The following is a 16,968-nucleotide window of genomic DNA, read 5'->3' as shown; positions in this document are numbered from 1 at the left end:
AGGAAGAGCCATGCCCGCACAGCAGGTCTATGACACCGTGATCGTCGGCGGGGGCCACAACGGCCTCGTGGCGGCCGCCTATCTCGCCCGCGCCGGACAGTCGGTCCTGGTCCTGGAGCGCCTGGACCACACGGGCGGCGCGGCCGTCTCGACCCGCCCCTTCGAGGGCGTCGACGCCCGGCTCTCGCGCTACTCGTACCTGGTCTCGCTGCTGCCGGACAAGATCGTGGACGAGCTGGGGCTGCGGTTCGCCGTCCGCAAGCGGAACGTCTCCTCGTACACCCCGGTCGTCCGCGACGGCCGTCCCACCGGTCTGCTGGTCGGCGGCGGGGAGGAGCGCACCCGGGCCGCGTTCCGGCGGTTGACCGGCTCCGATGCCGAGTACACAGCCTGGCGGGAGTTCTACGGGATGACCCGGCGGGTCGCCGAGCGGGTCTTCCCGACCCTGACGGAGCCGCTGCCCACGGCCGCCGCCCTGCGGGAGCGTATCGGTGACGAGGCGGCCTGGCGGGCGCTGTTCGAGGAGCCGATCGGGGTCGCGGTGGAGGAGCGGTTCACGGACGACCTCGTACGGGGAGTCGTCCTCACCGACGCCCTGATCGGCACCTTCGCCGACGCGCACGACCCCTCGCTCGCCCAGAACCGCTGCTTCCTCTACCACGTGATCGGCGGCGGCACCGGTGACTGGGACGTTCCGGTCGGCGGGATGGGGGCGTTCACGGACGCGCTCGCCGATGCGGCGCGGGCGGCGGGCGCGGAGATCGTCACCGGTCACGAGGCGACCGCGCTGCGCACGGACGGGCACGCGGCCGAGGTGGACTTCCGTACGGATACCGGTACGGGGACGGGCGAGGGCACGGTCGCGGCCCGGCACGTCCTGGTGAACGCCTCGCCGCAGGCGCTGGCCGTCCTCACCGGCGACGCGGCCCCGCCGCCCGCCGAGGGCGCCCAGCTCAAGGTCAACATGCTGCTCACCCGGCTGCCCCGGCTGCGGGACACCTCCGTCGACCCGCGCGAGGCGTTCGCCGGGACCTTCCACATCGGCGAGGGATACGGCGAGCTGGCGGCCGCGTACGCCCAGGCGGCGGCCGGGCGACTGCCCGACGCGCCGCCCTCGGAGATCTACTGCCACTCGCTCACGGACCCGTCCATCCTCGGCCCGGACCTCGTGGCGCGGGGCTACCAGACGCTGACCCTGTTCGGGCTGCACACCCCCGCGCGGTTGTTCGCCGATGACAACGACAAGAAGCGCGAGGAACTGCTGGCCGCCACGCTGGCCCAGCTCGACGCCCAGCTGGCCGAGCCCATCGCCGACTGTCTGGCCACGGACGCGCAGGGGCGGCCGTGCATCGAGGCGAAGACCCCGCTCGACCTGGAGCGGGACCTGCGGCTGCCCGGCGGCAACATCTTCCACCGCGCGCTCGCCTTCCCGTACGCGGAGGCGGACGGGGCGACCGGCCGCTGGGGCGTGGAGACGGCGCACGCCAATGTCCTGCTGTGCGGGGCGGGCGCGGTGCGGGGCGGCGGGGTCAGCGGCATCCCCGGCCACAACGCGGCGATGGCGGTGCTGGGGCGGTAGGGCCTGTCCGGTGGATCTGGCCGCCAGCGGTGCCGGGTGCGGTTTAGGTGCTGGTGAGCGGGGGGCTGGTGCGTGCGGCTGCAAGGCGGAGGAGGGCGGCGACGCGGAGCGTCGGCAACCGACGACAACGCGGCAGATGTGCGTGCCAGGCCCGCGCGTCCCAGGCAAGATCCACCGGACAGGCCCTAGAGCGCTCCGGCGCGCTCAGTGGGCGATCGCGCGCGCGAAGGCGTCGGCCAGCGCCACGCGCGGCGCCGACCCCGAGCGCCAACCGCGCACCGGATGCACCGAGTTGGCCAGCACCATCAGGAACGTGTCGGTCGCCGGGTCGAGGACCAGGCTGGTGCCGGTGAACCCGGTGTGGCCCGCCGTGCGCGGCGAGGCGAGCGCGCCCATGTACCAGCGCTGGTCGAGCTCGAAGCCGAGGCCGTGGGCGTGGCCGGGATGTGCGGTGTTGAAGTCGGTGAAGAGCAGGGCGGTGGCGTCGGCGCCGAGGATCCTCGTACGCCCGTAGGAGCCGCCGTCGAGGAGCGTACGGGCGAGGACCGCCAGGTCCCCGGCGCAGGAGAACACCCCGGCGTGCCCGGCGACCCCGCCGAGCGCGTAGGCGTTCTCGTCGTGCACCTCGCCCCACACCAGGCCCCGGTCCAGGCCCGACCAGGGCTTGCGGGCGTCCTCGGTGGCCGCGATCCGGGGCCGCCAGGAGGCGGGCGGGTTGTAGCGAGTGCGGTGCATCCCGAGTGGAGCGGTGATCTCGTCGTGGAGCAGGGTGTCCAAAGGGTGACCGCTGATCCGTTCCAGGAGCAGTTGCAGCGCGAGCATGTTGAGGTCGGAGTAGAGGTAGGTGGTGCCCGGCGGGCTGATCGGCGCCTCGTCAAGGAGCCGCCGCAGCTGCCCCGCGTAGGTCGGCTCGTCGTACAGCGGAAGCCAGGCGCGCAGGCCCGAGGTGTGCGTCAGCAGCTGCCGTACGGTGACGCCCTGCTTTCCCGACGCCCCGAACTCCGGGAGATACGCGGCCACTTCACCCTCAAGCGCCAGCTCGCCCCGCTCGATGCGGCGCACCGCGAGCAGCGCCGTGAACAGCTTGGTGAGCGAGGCGAGGTCGAAGACCGTGTCCTCGGCCATGGCGATCCGCTGCTCCGGCGGAAGCTCGACGCCCGTGTCGGTCTTGTCGTCGTACGCCGAGTAGCGCACCGCCGTGCCGACGGCGTGGTGCAGCGCCACGGTCCGGCCGCGCCCGGCGAGGACCACCGCGCCCGCGTACCAGGAATGTATCGGTGACGGTCCGAGGAACTTCTCGGCCACTGTGGCCAACTCGGCCAGGCGGTCGGGGACCAGTCCGGCCTCTGCGGCGGTGCCGCGCCGCAGCACGTTCCTTGTCTCGTCGTTGCTCCGAGCCATGAGCGCCAGCGTAAGTGCTCCGCTGGGAGGGCGGTCATTCGGCTGCGGACCGTGGGTGGCTGGTCGCTCCCCCAAGTTCTCGACTCCGCTCGAACAGGGGGGACCCCCACCGCGGCGGAGCCGCACAATGACACAGCCCCGCCCCCCTTAGAGCCTGTCTTTGAACCCCCGCCTGCGCTGCGACGCCCGGCACGCACGCTCGCCGTGCGGTGTGCCAGGACAGGTGGCTCCGCCACATGACCTGGGACACCGCACGCCGATCGCACGCACCGACCGCCGCTGCGCCCGCCCTCCGGGCGGACGACGGGGGTTCAAAGACAGGCTCTAAGCGGACCCGGGGACGCACCGGCTTCCACAAGGCCGCATCGTCGACCCGAGCGTCCCACCCCACGTCATGAATCTGACGTTGCATCAGAAAATCTCTTCCCTCGGCGCCCCGGCTGCGGCATCCTGCGGCCCATGCAGACGGAGCTGAGCAGGAGACTGGGAGTCGAGCACGCCATCTTCGGTTTCACGCCCTTTCCCGCGGTGGCCGCCGCGATCACCCGGGCCGGTGGGTTCGGTGTGCTCGGCGCGGTCCGGTACACGGCGCCCGACGACCTCGCGCGCGACCTCGACTGGATGCAGGACCACACCGACGGACTGCCCTACGGCCTCGACGTCGTGATGCCCGCGCGCAAGGTGGAGGGCGTCACCGAGGCCGATGTCGAGGCCATGATCCCGGAAGGGCACCGGCAGTTCGTCCGGGAGACCCTGGCCAAGCACGGCGTGCCCGACCTCGCCGAGGGCGAGGCGTCCGGCTGGCGCATCACGGGCTGGATGGAGCAGGTCGCCCGCAACCAGCTCGACGTCGCCTTCGAGTACCCGATCAAACTGCTCGCCAACGCGCTGGGGTCACCGCCCGCCGACGTCGTCGAGCGGGCCCACACCAACGGCGTCCTGGTCGCCGCCCTCGCGGGCAGCGCCAAGCACGCCCGCCACCACGCCGACGCGGGCATCGACATCGTCGTCGCCCAGGGCTACGAAGCCGGCGGGCACACCGGCGAGATCGCCTCCATGGTGCTGGTGCCCGAAGTCGTCGAGGCGGTCGGCCCGTTGCCCGTGCTCGCCGCCGGCGGCATCGGCAGCGGCGCCCAGGCGGCCGCCGGGCTCGCGCTCGGCGCGCAGGGCGTCTGGCTCGGCTCCCTCTGGCTCACCACCACCGAGGCCGATCTGCACTCCCGCGCGCTGACCCGGAAGCTCCTCGCGGCGGGCTCCGGCGACACCGTCCGCTCGCGCGCCCTGACCGGCAAGCCCGCACGCCAGCTGCGCACCGAGTGGACGGATGCCTGGGACGACCCGAGCGGCCCCGGCACCCTGCCGATGCCGTTGCAGGGACTGCTGGTCGCCGAGGCGCTGTCCCGGATCCAGAAGTACGAGGTCGGCCCCCTGCTCGGCACGCCGGTCGGCCAGATCGTCGGCCGGATGAACTCCGAGCGCAGTGTCCAGGAGGTCTTCGACGACCTGACCCGGGGCTTCGAGCAGGCCGTGGACCGTATCAACCGCATCGCCGGAAGGGGTGGGGCATGACCGCCGATCCGCAGCCGCCCAATGGATTCTGGGCGCAGGCCGCGGCCGACCCGGACCGTGTCGTACTGACGGCCCCGGACGGGGTCGCCTGGACGGCGGGCCGACTGCACGCCGCCGTCAACCAGTTGGTCCACGGGCTGCGCGCGGCCGGGCTCGAACGGGGTGACGCGTTCGCCGTCGTGCTGCCCAACGGAGTCGAGTTCTTCACCGCGTATCTGGCCGCCTCCCAGGCCGGTTTCTATCTCGTCCCCGTCAACCACCATCTGGTCGGGCCCGAGATCGCGTGGATCGTCGCCGACTCCGGCGCCAAGGTGCTGATCGCGCACGAGCGGTTCGCGGACGCGGCGACCGTGGCAGCCGACGAGGCGAAGCTGCCGGGCAGCCACCGCTATGCCGTCGGAGAGGTGGCCGGGTTCCAGCCGTACGACCGGCTCCTGGCGGGACAGCCCGCGTCGGTGCCCGACGGCCGCACGCTGGGCTGGGTGATGAACTACACCTCGGGCACCACCGGCCGCCCGCGCGGCATCCGGCGCCCGCTGTCGGGAAAGCTCCCCGAGGAGTCGTATCTCGGCGGCTTCCTGGGCATCTTCGGCATCAAGCCGTTCGACGGCAACGTCCATCTCGTCTGCTCGCCGCTCTATCACACGGCCGTCCTGCAGTTCGCGGGCGCGTCGCTGCACATCGGCCATCCGCTCGTCCTGATGGACAAGTGGACGCCCGAGGAGATGCTGCGCCTGATCGACACGTACGGCTGTACGCACACCCATATGGTGCCGACCCAGTTCCACCGGCTGCTCGCGCTGCCCGCCGAGGTGCGCGCGCGGTACGACGTGGGCTCGCTGCGGCACGCCATCCACGGCGCGGCCCCGTGCCCCGACCACGTGAAGCGGGCGATGATCGAGTGGTGGGGGAGCTGCGTGGAGGAGTACTACGCGGCGAGCGAGGGCGGCGGTGCCTTCGCCACGGCCGAGGACTGGCTGAAGAAGCCGGGCACGGTCGGCAAGGCGTGGCCCATCAGTGAGCTCGCGGTCTTCGACGACGACGGAGAGCGGCTGCCCGCCGGTCAACTGGGCACCGTCTACATGAAGATGTCGACCGGCGGCTTCAGCTACCACAAGGACGAGACCAAGACGCGGAAGAACCGTATCGGCGACTTCTTCACCGTGGGCGACCTCGGCTATCTCGACGAGGACGGCTATCTGTTCCTGCGCGACCGCAAGATCGACATGATCATCTCGGGCGGGGTCAATGTCTATCCGGCCGAGATCGAGGCCGCGCTCCTGACCCACCCGGCCGTCGCCGACGCCGCCGTGTTCGGCATCCCGCACCCGGACTGGGGTGAGGAGGTCAAGGCGGTCGTCGAACCCGCGCCCGGACACGAGCCCGGCCCGGCGCTCGCCGCCGCGATACTCGCCCACTGCGCACAGCGGCTCGCGGGCTTCAAGCGGCCCCGGTCGCTCGACTTCATCGCCGCGATGCCGCGCGATCCCAACGGCAAGCTCTACAAGCGACGGCTGCGCGAGCCGTACTGGGAGGGGCACGAGAAGGCCATGTGACGACGTACGTCAGTCTGTCGTCAGCCTGTGGCCCAGGTCACATCGCGCGACTGTCACGCGTGACGCACCTCGCCCGTCCTGATGCCGACACACCCCCGGGGCCACGAATCCGCCCCCGGGGACGGACATCAGGCATCAGGAGGAACCCCCATGCGTGTTCTCGTCGCCGGAGCCACCGGAGTCATCGGGCGGGCCCTGGTGCCCCTGCTTGCCTCGGTCGGCCACGACGTCATCGGCCTGTCCCGCTCGACCGGGCGGGCCGCGGCCCTGGAGCGGGCGGGGGCGAAGGCGGTCGTCGCCGACGCCCTCGACGCCGCGGCCCTCGACCGGGCGGTGCGCGACGCCGCCCCGGACGCCGTCGTCCATCTCCTCACGGCGATCCCGGCCGAGCTCAACCCCCGTAAAATGCAGAAGGAGTTCGCGCTCACGGACCGGCTGCGCACCGAGGGCACCCGCAATCTCGTCGAGGCGGCCCGGCACGCGGGCGTGCGGCGGATCATCTCGCAGAGCGTCGCCTTCGCGTACGACCCGGACGGCGACGGGCTCGCCAACGAGGACACCCCGCTGTGGCAGGCGCCGCCCAAGCAGTTCCGGCGCTCGCTCGACGCGCTGCGCGAGCTGGAGCTGCGCACCCGGGACGCGGGCGGTCTGGTGCTGCGCTTCGGGCACCTCTACGGGCCGGGCTCGGCGTTCGACACCGACGGACAGTTCACCCGGCAGCTCAGGGACGGCAAGTTCCCGCTGGTCGGCGGCGGTCCGGCGGTCTTCTCCTTCACACACGCGCACGACGCCGCCACCGCCGTGGTCGCAGCCCTGGACCGGAACGCCACCGGCGTCCTCAACGTCGTCGACGACGACCCGGCCCCGATGAGCACCTGGGCGCCCGAGCTCGCCCGGATCCTCGGGGCCCCCGCGCCGAGGCGCCTGCCCACGTTCGTCGCGCGGCTGGTCGCCGGCAGCTGGGGCGTGTCGTACATGACCAAGCTGCGCGGCGCCGACAACGCCCGCGCCCAGCTCAGCCTGGACTGGCGGCCGCGGCACACCTCGTGGCGGAGCGGCTTCGCCGTCGAGTTGAATGGCCCGGCGGCCGCGGCGATCTGATGTCCACGGCCGGTACAGGGGAAAGGACAGGCACGATGGCAGCGCCCGCGCACCAGGGGAATCCGGCGGCCGAGCAGGGTCCCGCAGGGGATCGGGCCGTGGAGTTCGAGCGGTACCGGCCGCTGCTGCTCGGGCTCGCCTACCGTTTCCTCGGCTCCATGTGGGACGCCGAGGACGTGGTCCAGGACGCCTATCTGCGCTGGCGGGGCGTCGACCACGAGGAGATCCGGGAGCCCCGCGCGTTCCTGATCAAGGTGGTCTCGCGGCTCGCCCTCGACCAGCTGCGCTCGGCTCGGGTGACCCGTGAGGCGTACACCGGCCCGTGGCTGCCCGAGCCGGTGGCCACCGACGCGCTCGGGCCGATGGACACGGCCGAGCTCCGCGACACGGTCGCGTTCGCCACCGCGCATCTGATGGAGCGTCTGACACCACCGGAGCGGGCGGTGTTCGTGCTGCGCGAGGCCTTCGAGCTGTCGTACGAGGAGATCGCCGACATCCTCGGGGCGACCGTCGCCAACTGCCGCCAGATGTTCCGCCGGGCCGGGCAGCACCTCGCCGCCGGGCGCGAGCGGTTCAAGCCCGCCGACGAGGACCACGAGAAGCTGTTCACGCGCTTCCTGGCAGCGGCGCAGAGCGGCGATCTCGCCGGGCTCACGGAGCTGCTGAGCGAGGACGTCGTCGCCTGGAACGACGGCGGCGGCAAGGTCCGCGCCGCCCTGCGCCCGGTCCTCGGCCGCGCCAAGGTGCTCGCCTTCCTCACCGGTCTGCTCGGCAAGTACGAGGTCGGAGCGACCCGGATCCTGGACATCAACGGCGCCCCGGCGCTCTACACCTCCCTCGACGACCGCTCCCAGCTCACCTCGCTCGACGTCCGCGACGGCCGCATCCACGGGATCTACTCCGTGCTCAACCCCGACAAGCTCACCCGCGTCCCCGTGTGACGGCCGATGCGGCCCGCCGTGCGTCGGCGGGCCGCACCTGTGGTCAGCGGTGCTCGTGCACCCGCACCACCCGCAGGGCGGGCGAGGCGAGGACGTCCCGTTCGCAGAAGCGGGACGTCACCCAGCGCTTGGCCGAGTACAGCTTCGTCTGGTCGCTGTAGTGCGGTGAGTTGGGGTTCTCGGACTGGGAGTACGTGAGCAGGGTGCGGGCGTCGGGGCAGCCGCCGCCGTGCCAGCCGACCGCCTGGATGTGGCTGGAGCCGGTGGACACCTCGGTGTAGCCGGCCGTCGGGTCCCAGATGCCCTCGACCTTGTTCCAGATGCCGAGCCCTTCCGTGCCGCCGGACAGAGGGATGCGCTTCCCGTTCCGTACGACGTACTGGTGCTCGCCCAGCGGCGAGTCCAGCGCGATGCCCGCCGTGCGCAGCTCGGTGACGGCTTCGGCCAGGGCCCGTGCGACGCCCGGCGAGGCGGTGTTGAGCGTGTTCGGCGTGCGGACCGGGTCGGCGGCGGAGAACGGCACCTTCCACAGTTCGGCGGCCGGTACGGTCGCGGTCAGCTTGCGCCAGTAGCGGTCGAAGAGCAGCGCTCCCCGGCTCGTGGTGTCGACCGTACGGTCCCACTTGGCCAGCACCGCGCACGCCGCCGAGACGTCGACCGCCTTGCCCGCGCTGTTCGTTGCGGTGCCGCCGGGCAGGGCCGCGCAGGCCCTGGCCGTGTCGGCCGCCGTCAGGTTCCCGGCGGGCGCCCGGTCGGCGAACTCCTGCCGCTGGAGATCGGCGACGGTCAGCCGCCCCTTCGCCGCCATCGCCGAGACGTCCTGGACAGCGCCGCGCGTGCGCAGTGAGCGGGGCGTGCCGATCGTGCCGAAGACTCGCTCATAGCCGGTCAGCGGATGGTCGGCGTTGGTCAGCCAGGCGCTGTCGTTGGAGTTCTCGGCGTACGCGGCGTCCTTGAGCACCGGCATCTTCGCGGGCCCGAACACCCCGGGCTGCACGGCGTCCCGGTCCGAGCCGAGCGCGCAGTCACCGCGCGAGCCGTCCAGGACGGCGACGCCCGACGCCGGGTAGAGCGCCTTGCCCAGCCGGGTCGAGCAGCGCGCGGCCAGCTCGTCGGTGATGCGCGGGAGCACCTGGGACTGGGTGAACAGGGAGTGCCCCGAGGAGTCGGCGGCGATCGTGTTCACCCACGGCAGGCCCTGGGTGCGGCCGAGGGCCTTGAGCATGTCGGCGGTGCCGCGCGCCTTGGCCAAGCCGAGGCCCGTGTCGGCGGCGCGCAGATTGAGCGCGTTGGGATCGTTGAGCGCGAACGCCGTGGTCTTGGTCCACGGGAGCGGCAGCGAGGGCCCGAGGTTCGCGACGACCGGCCCGTACCGGGTCCACCACTGCGTACGCGTGACGGGCGCGCCGCCCTTCACCGGTACGGTCACCGTACGCCGGGTCATGTGCTCGGACCTGCCGTCGACGAGATACGCGGTCGGGTCGGCCGGATCGAGGCTCAGCTGGTGGAGGCTGAGCGGGACGCCGGTGGCGACGGTGTGGCTCCAGGCCGCCTTGTCGTTGAAGCCGATGCTCACCGTCGCGGTGCCGAGCAGGGCCCCGCCCGAGACGTTCAGCTCGCCCGGGATGGTCTGCTGCATCTGCCAGAAGCGGCGGCCGCCGTGCCAGGGGTAGTGCGGGTTGCCGAGGAGCAGCCCGCGTCCGTTCGCCGTGGCGGCGCCGCTGAACGCGACCGCGTTGGAGCCCATGTCGGCCTGGTCGGCGGCGAACAGCTCGGCCGCCGCCTTGGCGCTGCCGGCCGGGTCCGGGGTGGTCGCGGGGGTGGCCGCGGTGGGCGGCTGCGCGGCCGTGATCCCGTCGACGTCGCGCCCCTGCCCGCCGAGCACGGAGATCGCGAAGCCGTGCGCGGCCACATCGGTGAGCGTCACGGGCCGCACCCAGCGCGCGCCCTCGCACGCCGGGTCGGTGATCCGGTTCTGCTTCAGCCAGGCGTTGTAGCCCGCCGCCCAGCCGCGCATCAGCTCCTTGGACTGCCCGCTCGGCCCGGCGGGCGCGCGGGTCGCGAGCAGCTTCTCGACGACGTGCGCGTCCCGGACTCCCTTGAAGTACAGGTCACTCGACAGGTTCCGGGAGGCCGAGGAGAGCGAGCCGTCGGGCATGCCGTCCGCGCCGAACCACCGCGACCGCTCCCCGCGCACCGTGACGAAGGCGTCCGCGAGGGTGCACACCTGGTCGGCCGCCTGGGCGTATCCGGTGCCGAAACCGAGGTCGGCGTAGTCCTTGGCGACGATGTGCGGGATGCCGTACTCGGTGTAGCGGATGACGGCGGACAGGCCGTCCCCCGAGGGGTGGTGGTCGCCCCGGGTCTCGGCGGCGGCCGCCGGGGAGAGCGAGGCGGCGACGGTGAACAGGGCGATCCCGGCGAGCGCGAGCCGTCTGACCCGGGCGGTCGTGCGGGGGCCGGTGCGCGGGCGGGTGCGTGTGCGCGGGGCGGTGAGCGTGCGGGTGCGGGTCGTCGTGCCGGCACCAGCGGCTGTATCTGTACCTGAGCGCGTGCGGAGAGCCAACGTTCCTCCCAAATGGGCGGGTGACACGGGTAGTTGCTCATGACATACGACGTATCACAGCCACTCATTCAGCCCGACCGCACACCTGTCAACAGGCCGACCGGCGCCACCGCCCGCCCGGGGGCCTCAGCCGTGAGCCGCGGGACCGCTGCGCAGATCGACAATCCGTTTGAACTTGCCCACCGAGCGCTCGATCGTCTCCGGGTCGACGACCTCGACCGCGACCGAGACCCCGATGCCGTCCTTGACCGCCGAGACGATCGAGTCGGCGGCCGCCGCCCGCTGCTCGGGCGCCGTGTCCGCCCGCGCCTCCACCCGTACCGTCAGCGCGTCCAGCCGGCCCTCCCGGGTGAGCCGCAGCTGGAAGTGCGGGGCGACGCCGGGCGTGCGCAGCACGATCTCCTCGATCTGGGTGGGGAAGAGGTTGACCCCGCGCAGGATCACCAGGTCGTCACTGCGGCCGGTCACCTTCTCCATCCGCCGGAACACCCTGGCCGTACCGGGCAGCAGCCGGGTCAGATCCCGTGTCCGGTACCGGATGACGGGCATGGCCTCCTTGGTGAGCGAGGTGAAGACCAGCTCGCCGCGCTCGCCCTCGGGCAGCACCTCGCCGGTGAGCGGGTCGACGATCTCGGGGTAGAAGTGGTCCTCCCAGATGTGCAGACCGTCCTTGGTCTCCACGCACTCCTGCGCCACGCCGGGACCCATGACCTCCGACAGGCCGTAGATGTCGACCGCGTCGATGGCGAACCGCTCCTCGATCTCGCGGCGCATCTCCTCCGTCCACGGCTCGGCCCCGAAGATGCCGACCTTCAGGGAGGTCGCCCGGGGATCGAGGCCCTGGCGCTCGAACTCGTCCAGGAGCGTCAGCATGTACGACGGGGTCACCATGATGATCTCGGGGCGGAAGTCCTGGATCAGCTGGACCTGGCGGGCCGTCATCCCGCCGGACGCCGGGATCACCGTGCAGCCGAGCCGCTCGGCTCCGTAGTGCGCCCCCAGGCCGCCGGTGAACAGCCCGTACCCGTACGCGACATGGACCTTGTGGCCCGGCCTGCCGCCCGCCGCGCGGATCGAGCGGGCCACCACGTCCGCCCAGGTGTCCAGATCCCGATCGGTGTAGCCGACGACGGTCGGGCGGCCGGTGGTGCCGCTGGAGGCGTGGATGCGGCGGATCCGGTCCTCGGGGACGGCGAACATGCCGAACGGGTAGTGATCGCGCAGGTCCGCCTTGGTGGTGAACGGGAAGCGGGCCAGATCGGCGAGCGAGCGGCAGTCCTCGGGCAGTATCCCCGCCTTGTCGAACGCCTCCCGGTAGAAGCCCACATGCTCGTAGGCATGGCGCAGCGCGGCCCGCAGCCGGTCGAGCTGCAGGGCTTCCAGCTCCGGCCTGCTCAGCCGTTCCGCCGCGTCCAGCAGAGGTGCCGCCATGGACCGCTCCCGTCCTCACTCCGTACGAATCGGACGACCGATCATTCGGTCGATCCTCTCGGAGTCAGTAATCCAGTCATCCGGCCGGAGCGTCAAGACCTGTGGACAACCGGGATCACCCCGCGGGTGAATCGGCCCCCGCCGCCACCGCCCGGGCCCACCGGTAGTCCGCCTTGCCGCTGGGCGAGCGCTGGATGCTGGGCGCGATCACCAGCTGACGCGGCACCTTGTAGCCCGCGAGGCGGGTGCGGCAGTGGCTCTGGATATCGTCGAGCGACGGCGTCCCGGCTCCCTCGCGCAGCTGCACCACGGCTGCCACATGACTGCCCCATTTCGCGTCCGGCACCCCGGCGACCAGCGCGTCGTACACATCGGGATGGGACTTGAGCGCCTGCTCGACCTCCTCCGGGTACACCTTCTCGCCGCCCGTGTTGATGCACTGCGAGCCGCGGCCGAGGACGGTGACGATGCCGTCCTCGTCGACCGTGGCCATGTCGCCGAGCAGCACCCAGCGCTCGCCGTCCCGCTGGAAGAACGTGTCGGCGGTCTTGGCCGGGTCGTTGTAGTAGCCGAGCGGTACATGGCCGCGCTGGGCGATCCTGCCCGGCTCGCCGGGCTTCACCGGCTCGTGGGTGGCCGGGTCGACCACCGCCGTACGGGAGTTGACGCGCAGCCGGAAGCCCTTGGCGGGGCCGGAGTCGTCGGTCGCCGTGCCGTTGAAGCCGGACTCGGACGAGCCGAAGTTGTTGAGCAGCATCGCGTTCGGGACCAGCGCGCCGAACTGGGCGCGGACCGTCTCCGACATGATCGCGCCGGAGGAGGAGACGCTGAACACGGACGAGCAGTCGGTGCCCTTCATCGGGCCGCTCAGCGCGTCGATCAGCGGCCGCAGCATCGCGTCGCCGACCAGCGACACACTGGTGACCCGTTCCTTCTCTATCGTGCGCAGGACTTCCTCGGGCACGAACTTGCGGTGGATGACCACGCGTTGACCGAAGTTGAAGCCGATGAAGGCGGTGAGCGTGGAGGTGCCGTGCATCAGCGGGGGAGTGGGGAAGAAGGTGATGCCCTCGCCGCCGGCCGCGACCCGCTCGGCCAGCTCCTGCGGCCGCCCGACGGGCTCGCCGGTCGGCGCGCCGCCGCCGAGCCCCGAGAAGAACAGGTCCTCCTGACGCCACATCACGCCCTTGGGCATCCCGGTGGTGCCGCCGGTGTAGATGATGAAGAGGTCGTCGGGCGATCTCGGCGCGAAGCCGCGCCCGGACGAGCCGGTCGCCTCGGCTTCGGCGAACGGTACGGCGTCGAGCGCGGGCAATCCCTCGGGCCGCTCCCCGACCCGTATCAGATGGCGCAGCTTCTCGGTGTGCGGCAGCGCGCCCGCGACCCGCTCGGTGAACTCGGCGTCGAAGACCAGCGCCGCCAGGTCCGCGTCCCGGTAGAGGTAGACCAACTCCTCTTCGACATAGCGGTAGTTGACGTTCACCGGAACCACTCTGGCCTTGAGGCAGCCGAGCACCGTCTGGAGGTATTCGACGCCGTTGTAGAGGTGCAGGCCCAGGTGTTCGCCCGGGCGGATGCCGCTGTCGAGCAGATGGTGGGCGATCCGGTTGGCCGCCGCGTCCAGCTGCGCGTAGGTCAGCCGGCGCTCCGCGCCCGTGCCGGGGTGGTCGAGGTAGAGCAGGGCCTCGCGGTCGGGGACCACGTCGACGACCGACTCGAACAGGTCGGCAAGGTTGTACTCCACCGCTCCTCCTGACCCCGGAGTCATCCCGTGTGGCCGTCATCAGAGCAGAGCCGACCGCAACTGGGAAGGGCCCCCGGCGAAAGAATCTGACTGACTGTCAGAAAACTCTTGTACTGGGCCCCCGGCTCCTGCAACCTGTTCCAGTCCGATGACGGGAGGCACGCCCATGGGTGGCACCGAACACCTCGCCGTGCGCCGCGAAGGCGCCACACTCGTACTCACCCTCAACCGGCCGCAGGCCAAGAACGCGCTCTCGCTCGCCATGCTCGTCGGCCTCTATGACGGGTGGCTGGAGGCCGACGCCGACGACGCGGTCCGCTCCGTCGTCCTCACCGGTGCGGGCGGCGCGTTCTGCGCGGGCATGGACCTCAAGGCCCTGGCGGGTGGGGGGATGGAGGGCGAGCACTACCGCGACCGGCTCAAGGCCGACCCCGACCTCCACTGGAAGGCGATGCTCCGCCATCACCGCCCGCGCAAACCCGTGATCGCGGCGGTGGAGGGCGCCTGTGTGGCGGGCGGGACCGAGATCCTTCAGGGCACCGACATCCGGGTCGCCGGGGAGAGCGCGGTCTTCGGGCTCTTCGAGGTCCGGCGCGGCCTGTTCCCCATCGGGGGCTCCACGGTCCGGCTCCAGCGCCAGATCCCGCGCACGCACGCGCTGGAGATGCTGCTCACCGGGCGTCCGTACAGCGCGGCCGAGGCGCGGGACATCGGGCTCGTCGGCCGCGTCGTGCCCGACGGCACGGCCCTGGACGCGGCGCTGGAGACCGCCGAGCAGATCAACGCCTGCGGCCCGCTCGCCGTCGAGGCGGTCAAGGCATCCGTGTACGAGAGCGCCGAGATGACCGAGACCGACGGACTCGCCGCCGAACTCAAGCGCGGTTGGCCGGTGTTCGACACCGCCGACGCCAAGGAGGGCGCCCGCGCCTTCGCCGAGAAGCGCCCGCCCGTCTACCGCCGAGCGTAGGCGCTGCGCCGGCGTAGGCCGGTTGGCAACTGCGGGCCGTCAGTGGCTGGTCGCGCAGTTCCCCGCGCCCCTGATGGGCGCGAGCCGCACCGATGAAGGAGGCAACCCCTCGATGCCCGGAATTCTCAAAGCACCGCTTGTCGTCGAATTCCCCTTCACCCGCTCCCTCGGCCCGGTGCAGAGCGCCTTTCTGACCGGTCTGCGCGAGCGTGTCGTCCTCGGGGTGCGGACCCGTGACGGCCGCACCCTGGTCCCGCCCGTCGAGTACGACCCGGGCACCGCCGAAGAGCTCCGCGAGCTCGTCGAGGTCGCCGACACCGGGACCGTCACCACCTGGGCCTGGAACCACGAGCCCCGCCGGGGCCAGCCCCTCGACACCCCCTTCGCCTGGGTCCTGGTCCGGCTCGACGGGGCCGACACCGCGCTGCTGCACGCCCTGGACGCGCCGGGCCCCGACGCCGTGCGGACCGGGATGCGGGTCAAGGTGCGCTGGGCCCCGGAACGCACCGGCGCGATCACCGACATCGCCTGCTTCGTTCCGTACGAGAGCGAACCGGCGGATCAACCCGCCCCGCACAGCGGCGAGTTCGCCGATCCGGTCACCCAGATCGTCGCTCCGGCCCGGCTCGACTACACCTATACTCCCGGCGGCGCCCAGAGCCGGTACATCAACGCGCTCGCCGAGCACCGCACGGTCGGCGAGCGCTGTCCCTCGTGCCGCAAGGTGTACGTCCCGCCCCGTGGCGCCTGCCCCACCTGCGGGGTGGCCACCGAGGAGCGGGTCGAGGTGGGACCGGCAGGCACGGTCACCACGTACTGCATCGTCAACATCAAAGCGAAGAACCTCGACATCGAGGTGCCCTACGTCTACGCGCACATCGCGCTCGACGGCGCCGACCTCGCGTTGCACGGCCGGATCGGCGGCATCCCGTACGACCAGGTGCGGATGGGGCTGCGCGTCGAACCGGTGTGGAGCGAGGGTGGGCGCCACCCCGACCACTACCGGCCCACGGGCGAGCGGGACGCCGACTACGACACGTACAGGGAGCTGATCTGATGGATCCGGTCAGGGACGTCGCCGTCGTCGCCTTCGCGCAGACCGACCACCGGCGCCGCACGGACGAGCTCTCCGAGGTCGAGATGCTGATGCCGGTGCTGCATCAGGTCCTCGACGCGACCGGCTTGCGGACCGGCGACATCGGGTTCACCTGCTCGGGCTCCTCGGACTACCTCGCGGGCCGGGCCTTCTCGTTCACCATGGCGCTCGACGGTGTGGGCGCCTGGCCGCCGATCGCCGAGTCGCACGTCGAGATGGACGGCGCCTGGGCGCTCTACGAGGCCTGGGTGAAGATCCTCACCGGTGAGGCGGACACCGCCCTCGTCTACGCGTACGGGAAGTCGTCGCCCGGCGAGGTCCGCGACGTCCTGACCCGGCAGCTCGACCCGTACTACCTCGCGCCCCTGTGGCCCGACTCCGTCGCGCTGGCCGCCCTCCAGGCGCAGGCGCTGATCGACGCGGGTGACACGGACGAGCCCGCGCTCGCCGGGATCGCGGCGCGCAGCCGCACGGACGCCACCGCCAACTCCCATGCCCAGGTGAGCGGTTCGCGTCCGCAGGGCGACTACCTCGTACGTCCGCTGCGGACCGGCGACTGTCCGCCGGTCGGGGACGGGGCCGCCGCCGTGATCCTCGCCGCCGGGGACACGGCACGCCGACTGTGCGCGCGGCCCGCCTGGATCCGGGGCATGGACCACCGCATCGAGGCGCACGCCCTCGGGGTGCGCGATCTCACCGACTCGCCGTCCACCCGGCTCGCGGCCGAGCGCGCCGGCGCCTTCGAACGGCCGGTGGACACCGCCGAGTTGCACGCGCCCTTCACCTCGCAGGAGGTCGTCCTGCGCAAGGCCCTGCGGCTGGGTGCCGATGTGAAGGTCAACCCGTCCGGGGGCGCGCTCGCGGCGAACCCGGTGATGGCCGCGGGCCTGGTCCGGATCGGTGAGGCGGCCGCCCGCATCCACCGGGGCGAGTCCGACCGGGCACTGGCCCACGCCACCTCCGGGCCGTGCCTCCAGCAGAACCTCGTCGCCGTCCTGGAGGGGGAAGCGTCGTGAG

The 16,968-nt window shown here is 72.1% G+C and carries 11 protein-coding genes and 1 pseudogene; 8 read left to right on the top strand and 4 right to left on the bottom strand.

The annotated features are described in order from the left end of the window. The first annotated feature begins 10 nt into the window (after positions 1–10). Positions 11–1,579 (top strand): phytoene desaturase family protein, encoded by a 1,569-nt coding sequence (locus ACGFRG_RS04005; protein ID WP_393261095.1) that lies wholly within the window; start codon positions 11–13, stop codon positions 1,577–1,579. A gap of 213 nt (positions 1,580–1,792) precedes the next feature. Here the strand turns inward: ACGFRG_RS04005 and ACGFRG_RS04000 are convergent. Next, positions 1,793–2,980, bottom strand: a pseudogene (locus ACGFRG_RS04000) (serine hydrolase domain-containing protein); the annotation flags it as partial. 459 nt (positions 2,981–3,439) lie between these two features. On the opposite strand from ACGFRG_RS04000, the gene ACGFRG_RS03995 reads away from it, so the two are divergent. The 4 genes from ACGFRG_RS03995 to ACGFRG_RS03980 all read left to right on the top strand — a co-directional run bounded on the left by ACGFRG_RS03995 (position 3,440) and on the right by ACGFRG_RS03980 (position 8,147). Continuing rightward, on the top strand, positions 3,440–4,549 hold the full coding sequence (locus tag ACGFRG_RS03995; protein WP_393261093.1) for an NAD(P)H-dependent flavin oxidoreductase: 1,110 nt from the start codon (positions 3,440–3,442) through the stop codon (positions 4,547–4,549). Next, positions 4,546–6,105, top strand: a complete 1,560-nt coding sequence (locus ACGFRG_RS03990; protein ID WP_393261090.1) for an acyl-CoA synthetase — start codon at positions 4,546–4,548, stop codon at positions 6,103–6,105. Before ACGFRG_RS03995 ends, ACGFRG_RS03990 begins: the two co-directional genes overlap by 4 nt. A 150-nt stretch (positions 6,106–6,255) precedes the next feature. Then, positions 6,256–7,206 (top strand): NAD(P)-dependent oxidoreductase, encoded by a 951-nt coding sequence (locus ACGFRG_RS03985; RefSeq protein ID WP_361418224.1) that lies wholly within the window; start codon positions 6,256–6,258, stop codon positions 7,204–7,206. Between the two features lie 35 nt (positions 7,207–7,241). Then, on the top strand, positions 7,242–8,147 hold the full coding sequence (locus ACGFRG_RS03980; protein WP_393261088.1) for an RNA polymerase sigma-70 factor: 906 nt from the start codon (positions 7,242–7,244) through the stop codon (positions 8,145–8,147). Between the two features lie 43 nt (positions 8,148–8,190). Here the strand turns inward: ACGFRG_RS03980 and ACGFRG_RS03975 are convergent, their stop codons facing one another. The 3 genes from ACGFRG_RS03975 to ACGFRG_RS03965 all read right to left on the bottom strand — a co-directional run bounded on the left by ACGFRG_RS03975 (position 8,191) and on the right by ACGFRG_RS03965 (position 13,888). Next, positions 8,191–10,563, bottom strand: coding sequence for a penicillin acylase family protein (locus ACGFRG_RS03975; protein ID WP_393261819.1), 2,373 nt, complete (start codon positions 10,561–10,563; stop codon positions 8,191–8,193). Between the two features lie 276 nt (positions 10,564–10,839). Beyond that, positions 10,840–12,144 (bottom strand): phenylacetate--CoA ligase PaaK, encoded by a 1,305-nt coding sequence (paaK, locus tag ACGFRG_RS03970; protein WP_393261085.1) that lies wholly within the window; start codon positions 12,142–12,144, stop codon positions 10,840–10,842. A gap of 115 nt (positions 12,145–12,259) precedes the next feature. Then, positions 12,260–13,888 (bottom strand): acyl-CoA synthetase, encoded by a 1,629-nt coding sequence (locus ACGFRG_RS03965; RefSeq protein ID WP_361418215.1) that lies wholly within the window; start codon positions 13,886–13,888, stop codon positions 12,260–12,262. Between the two features lie 166 nt (positions 13,889–14,054). On the opposite strand from ACGFRG_RS03965, the gene ACGFRG_RS03960 reads away from it, so the two are divergent. The 3 genes from ACGFRG_RS03960 (at position 14,055) to ACGFRG_RS03950 (ending at position 16,967) form a co-directional block, all read left to right on the top strand. Then, positions 14,055–14,855, top strand: a complete 801-nt coding sequence (locus tag ACGFRG_RS03960; RefSeq protein ID WP_361418212.1) for a crotonase/enoyl-CoA hydratase family protein — start codon at positions 14,055–14,057, stop codon at positions 14,853–14,855. Between the two features lie 112 nt (positions 14,856–14,967). Further along, positions 14,968–15,912: a Zn-ribbon domain-containing OB-fold protein gene (locus ACGFRG_RS03955; protein WP_393261083.1), complete on the top strand. Its 945-nt coding sequence runs from the start codon at positions 14,968–14,970 to the stop codon at positions 15,910–15,912. After that, positions 15,912–16,967, top strand: coding sequence for a thiolase domain-containing protein (locus tag ACGFRG_RS03950; protein ID WP_393261081.1), 1,056 nt, complete (start codon positions 15,912–15,914; stop codon positions 16,965–16,967). Before ACGFRG_RS03955 ends, ACGFRG_RS03950 begins: the two co-directional genes overlap by 1 nt. Position 16,968 lies beyond the last annotated feature (1 nt).

Origin of the sequence: Streptomyces sp. NPDC048696 (genome assembly GCF_043198895.1) — a bacterium.
Taxonomy (GTDB): Bacteria; Actinomycetota; Actinomycetes; order Streptomycetales; family Streptomycetaceae; genus Streptomyces.
This window is presented reverse-complemented; position numbering and strand designations above follow the sequence as displayed.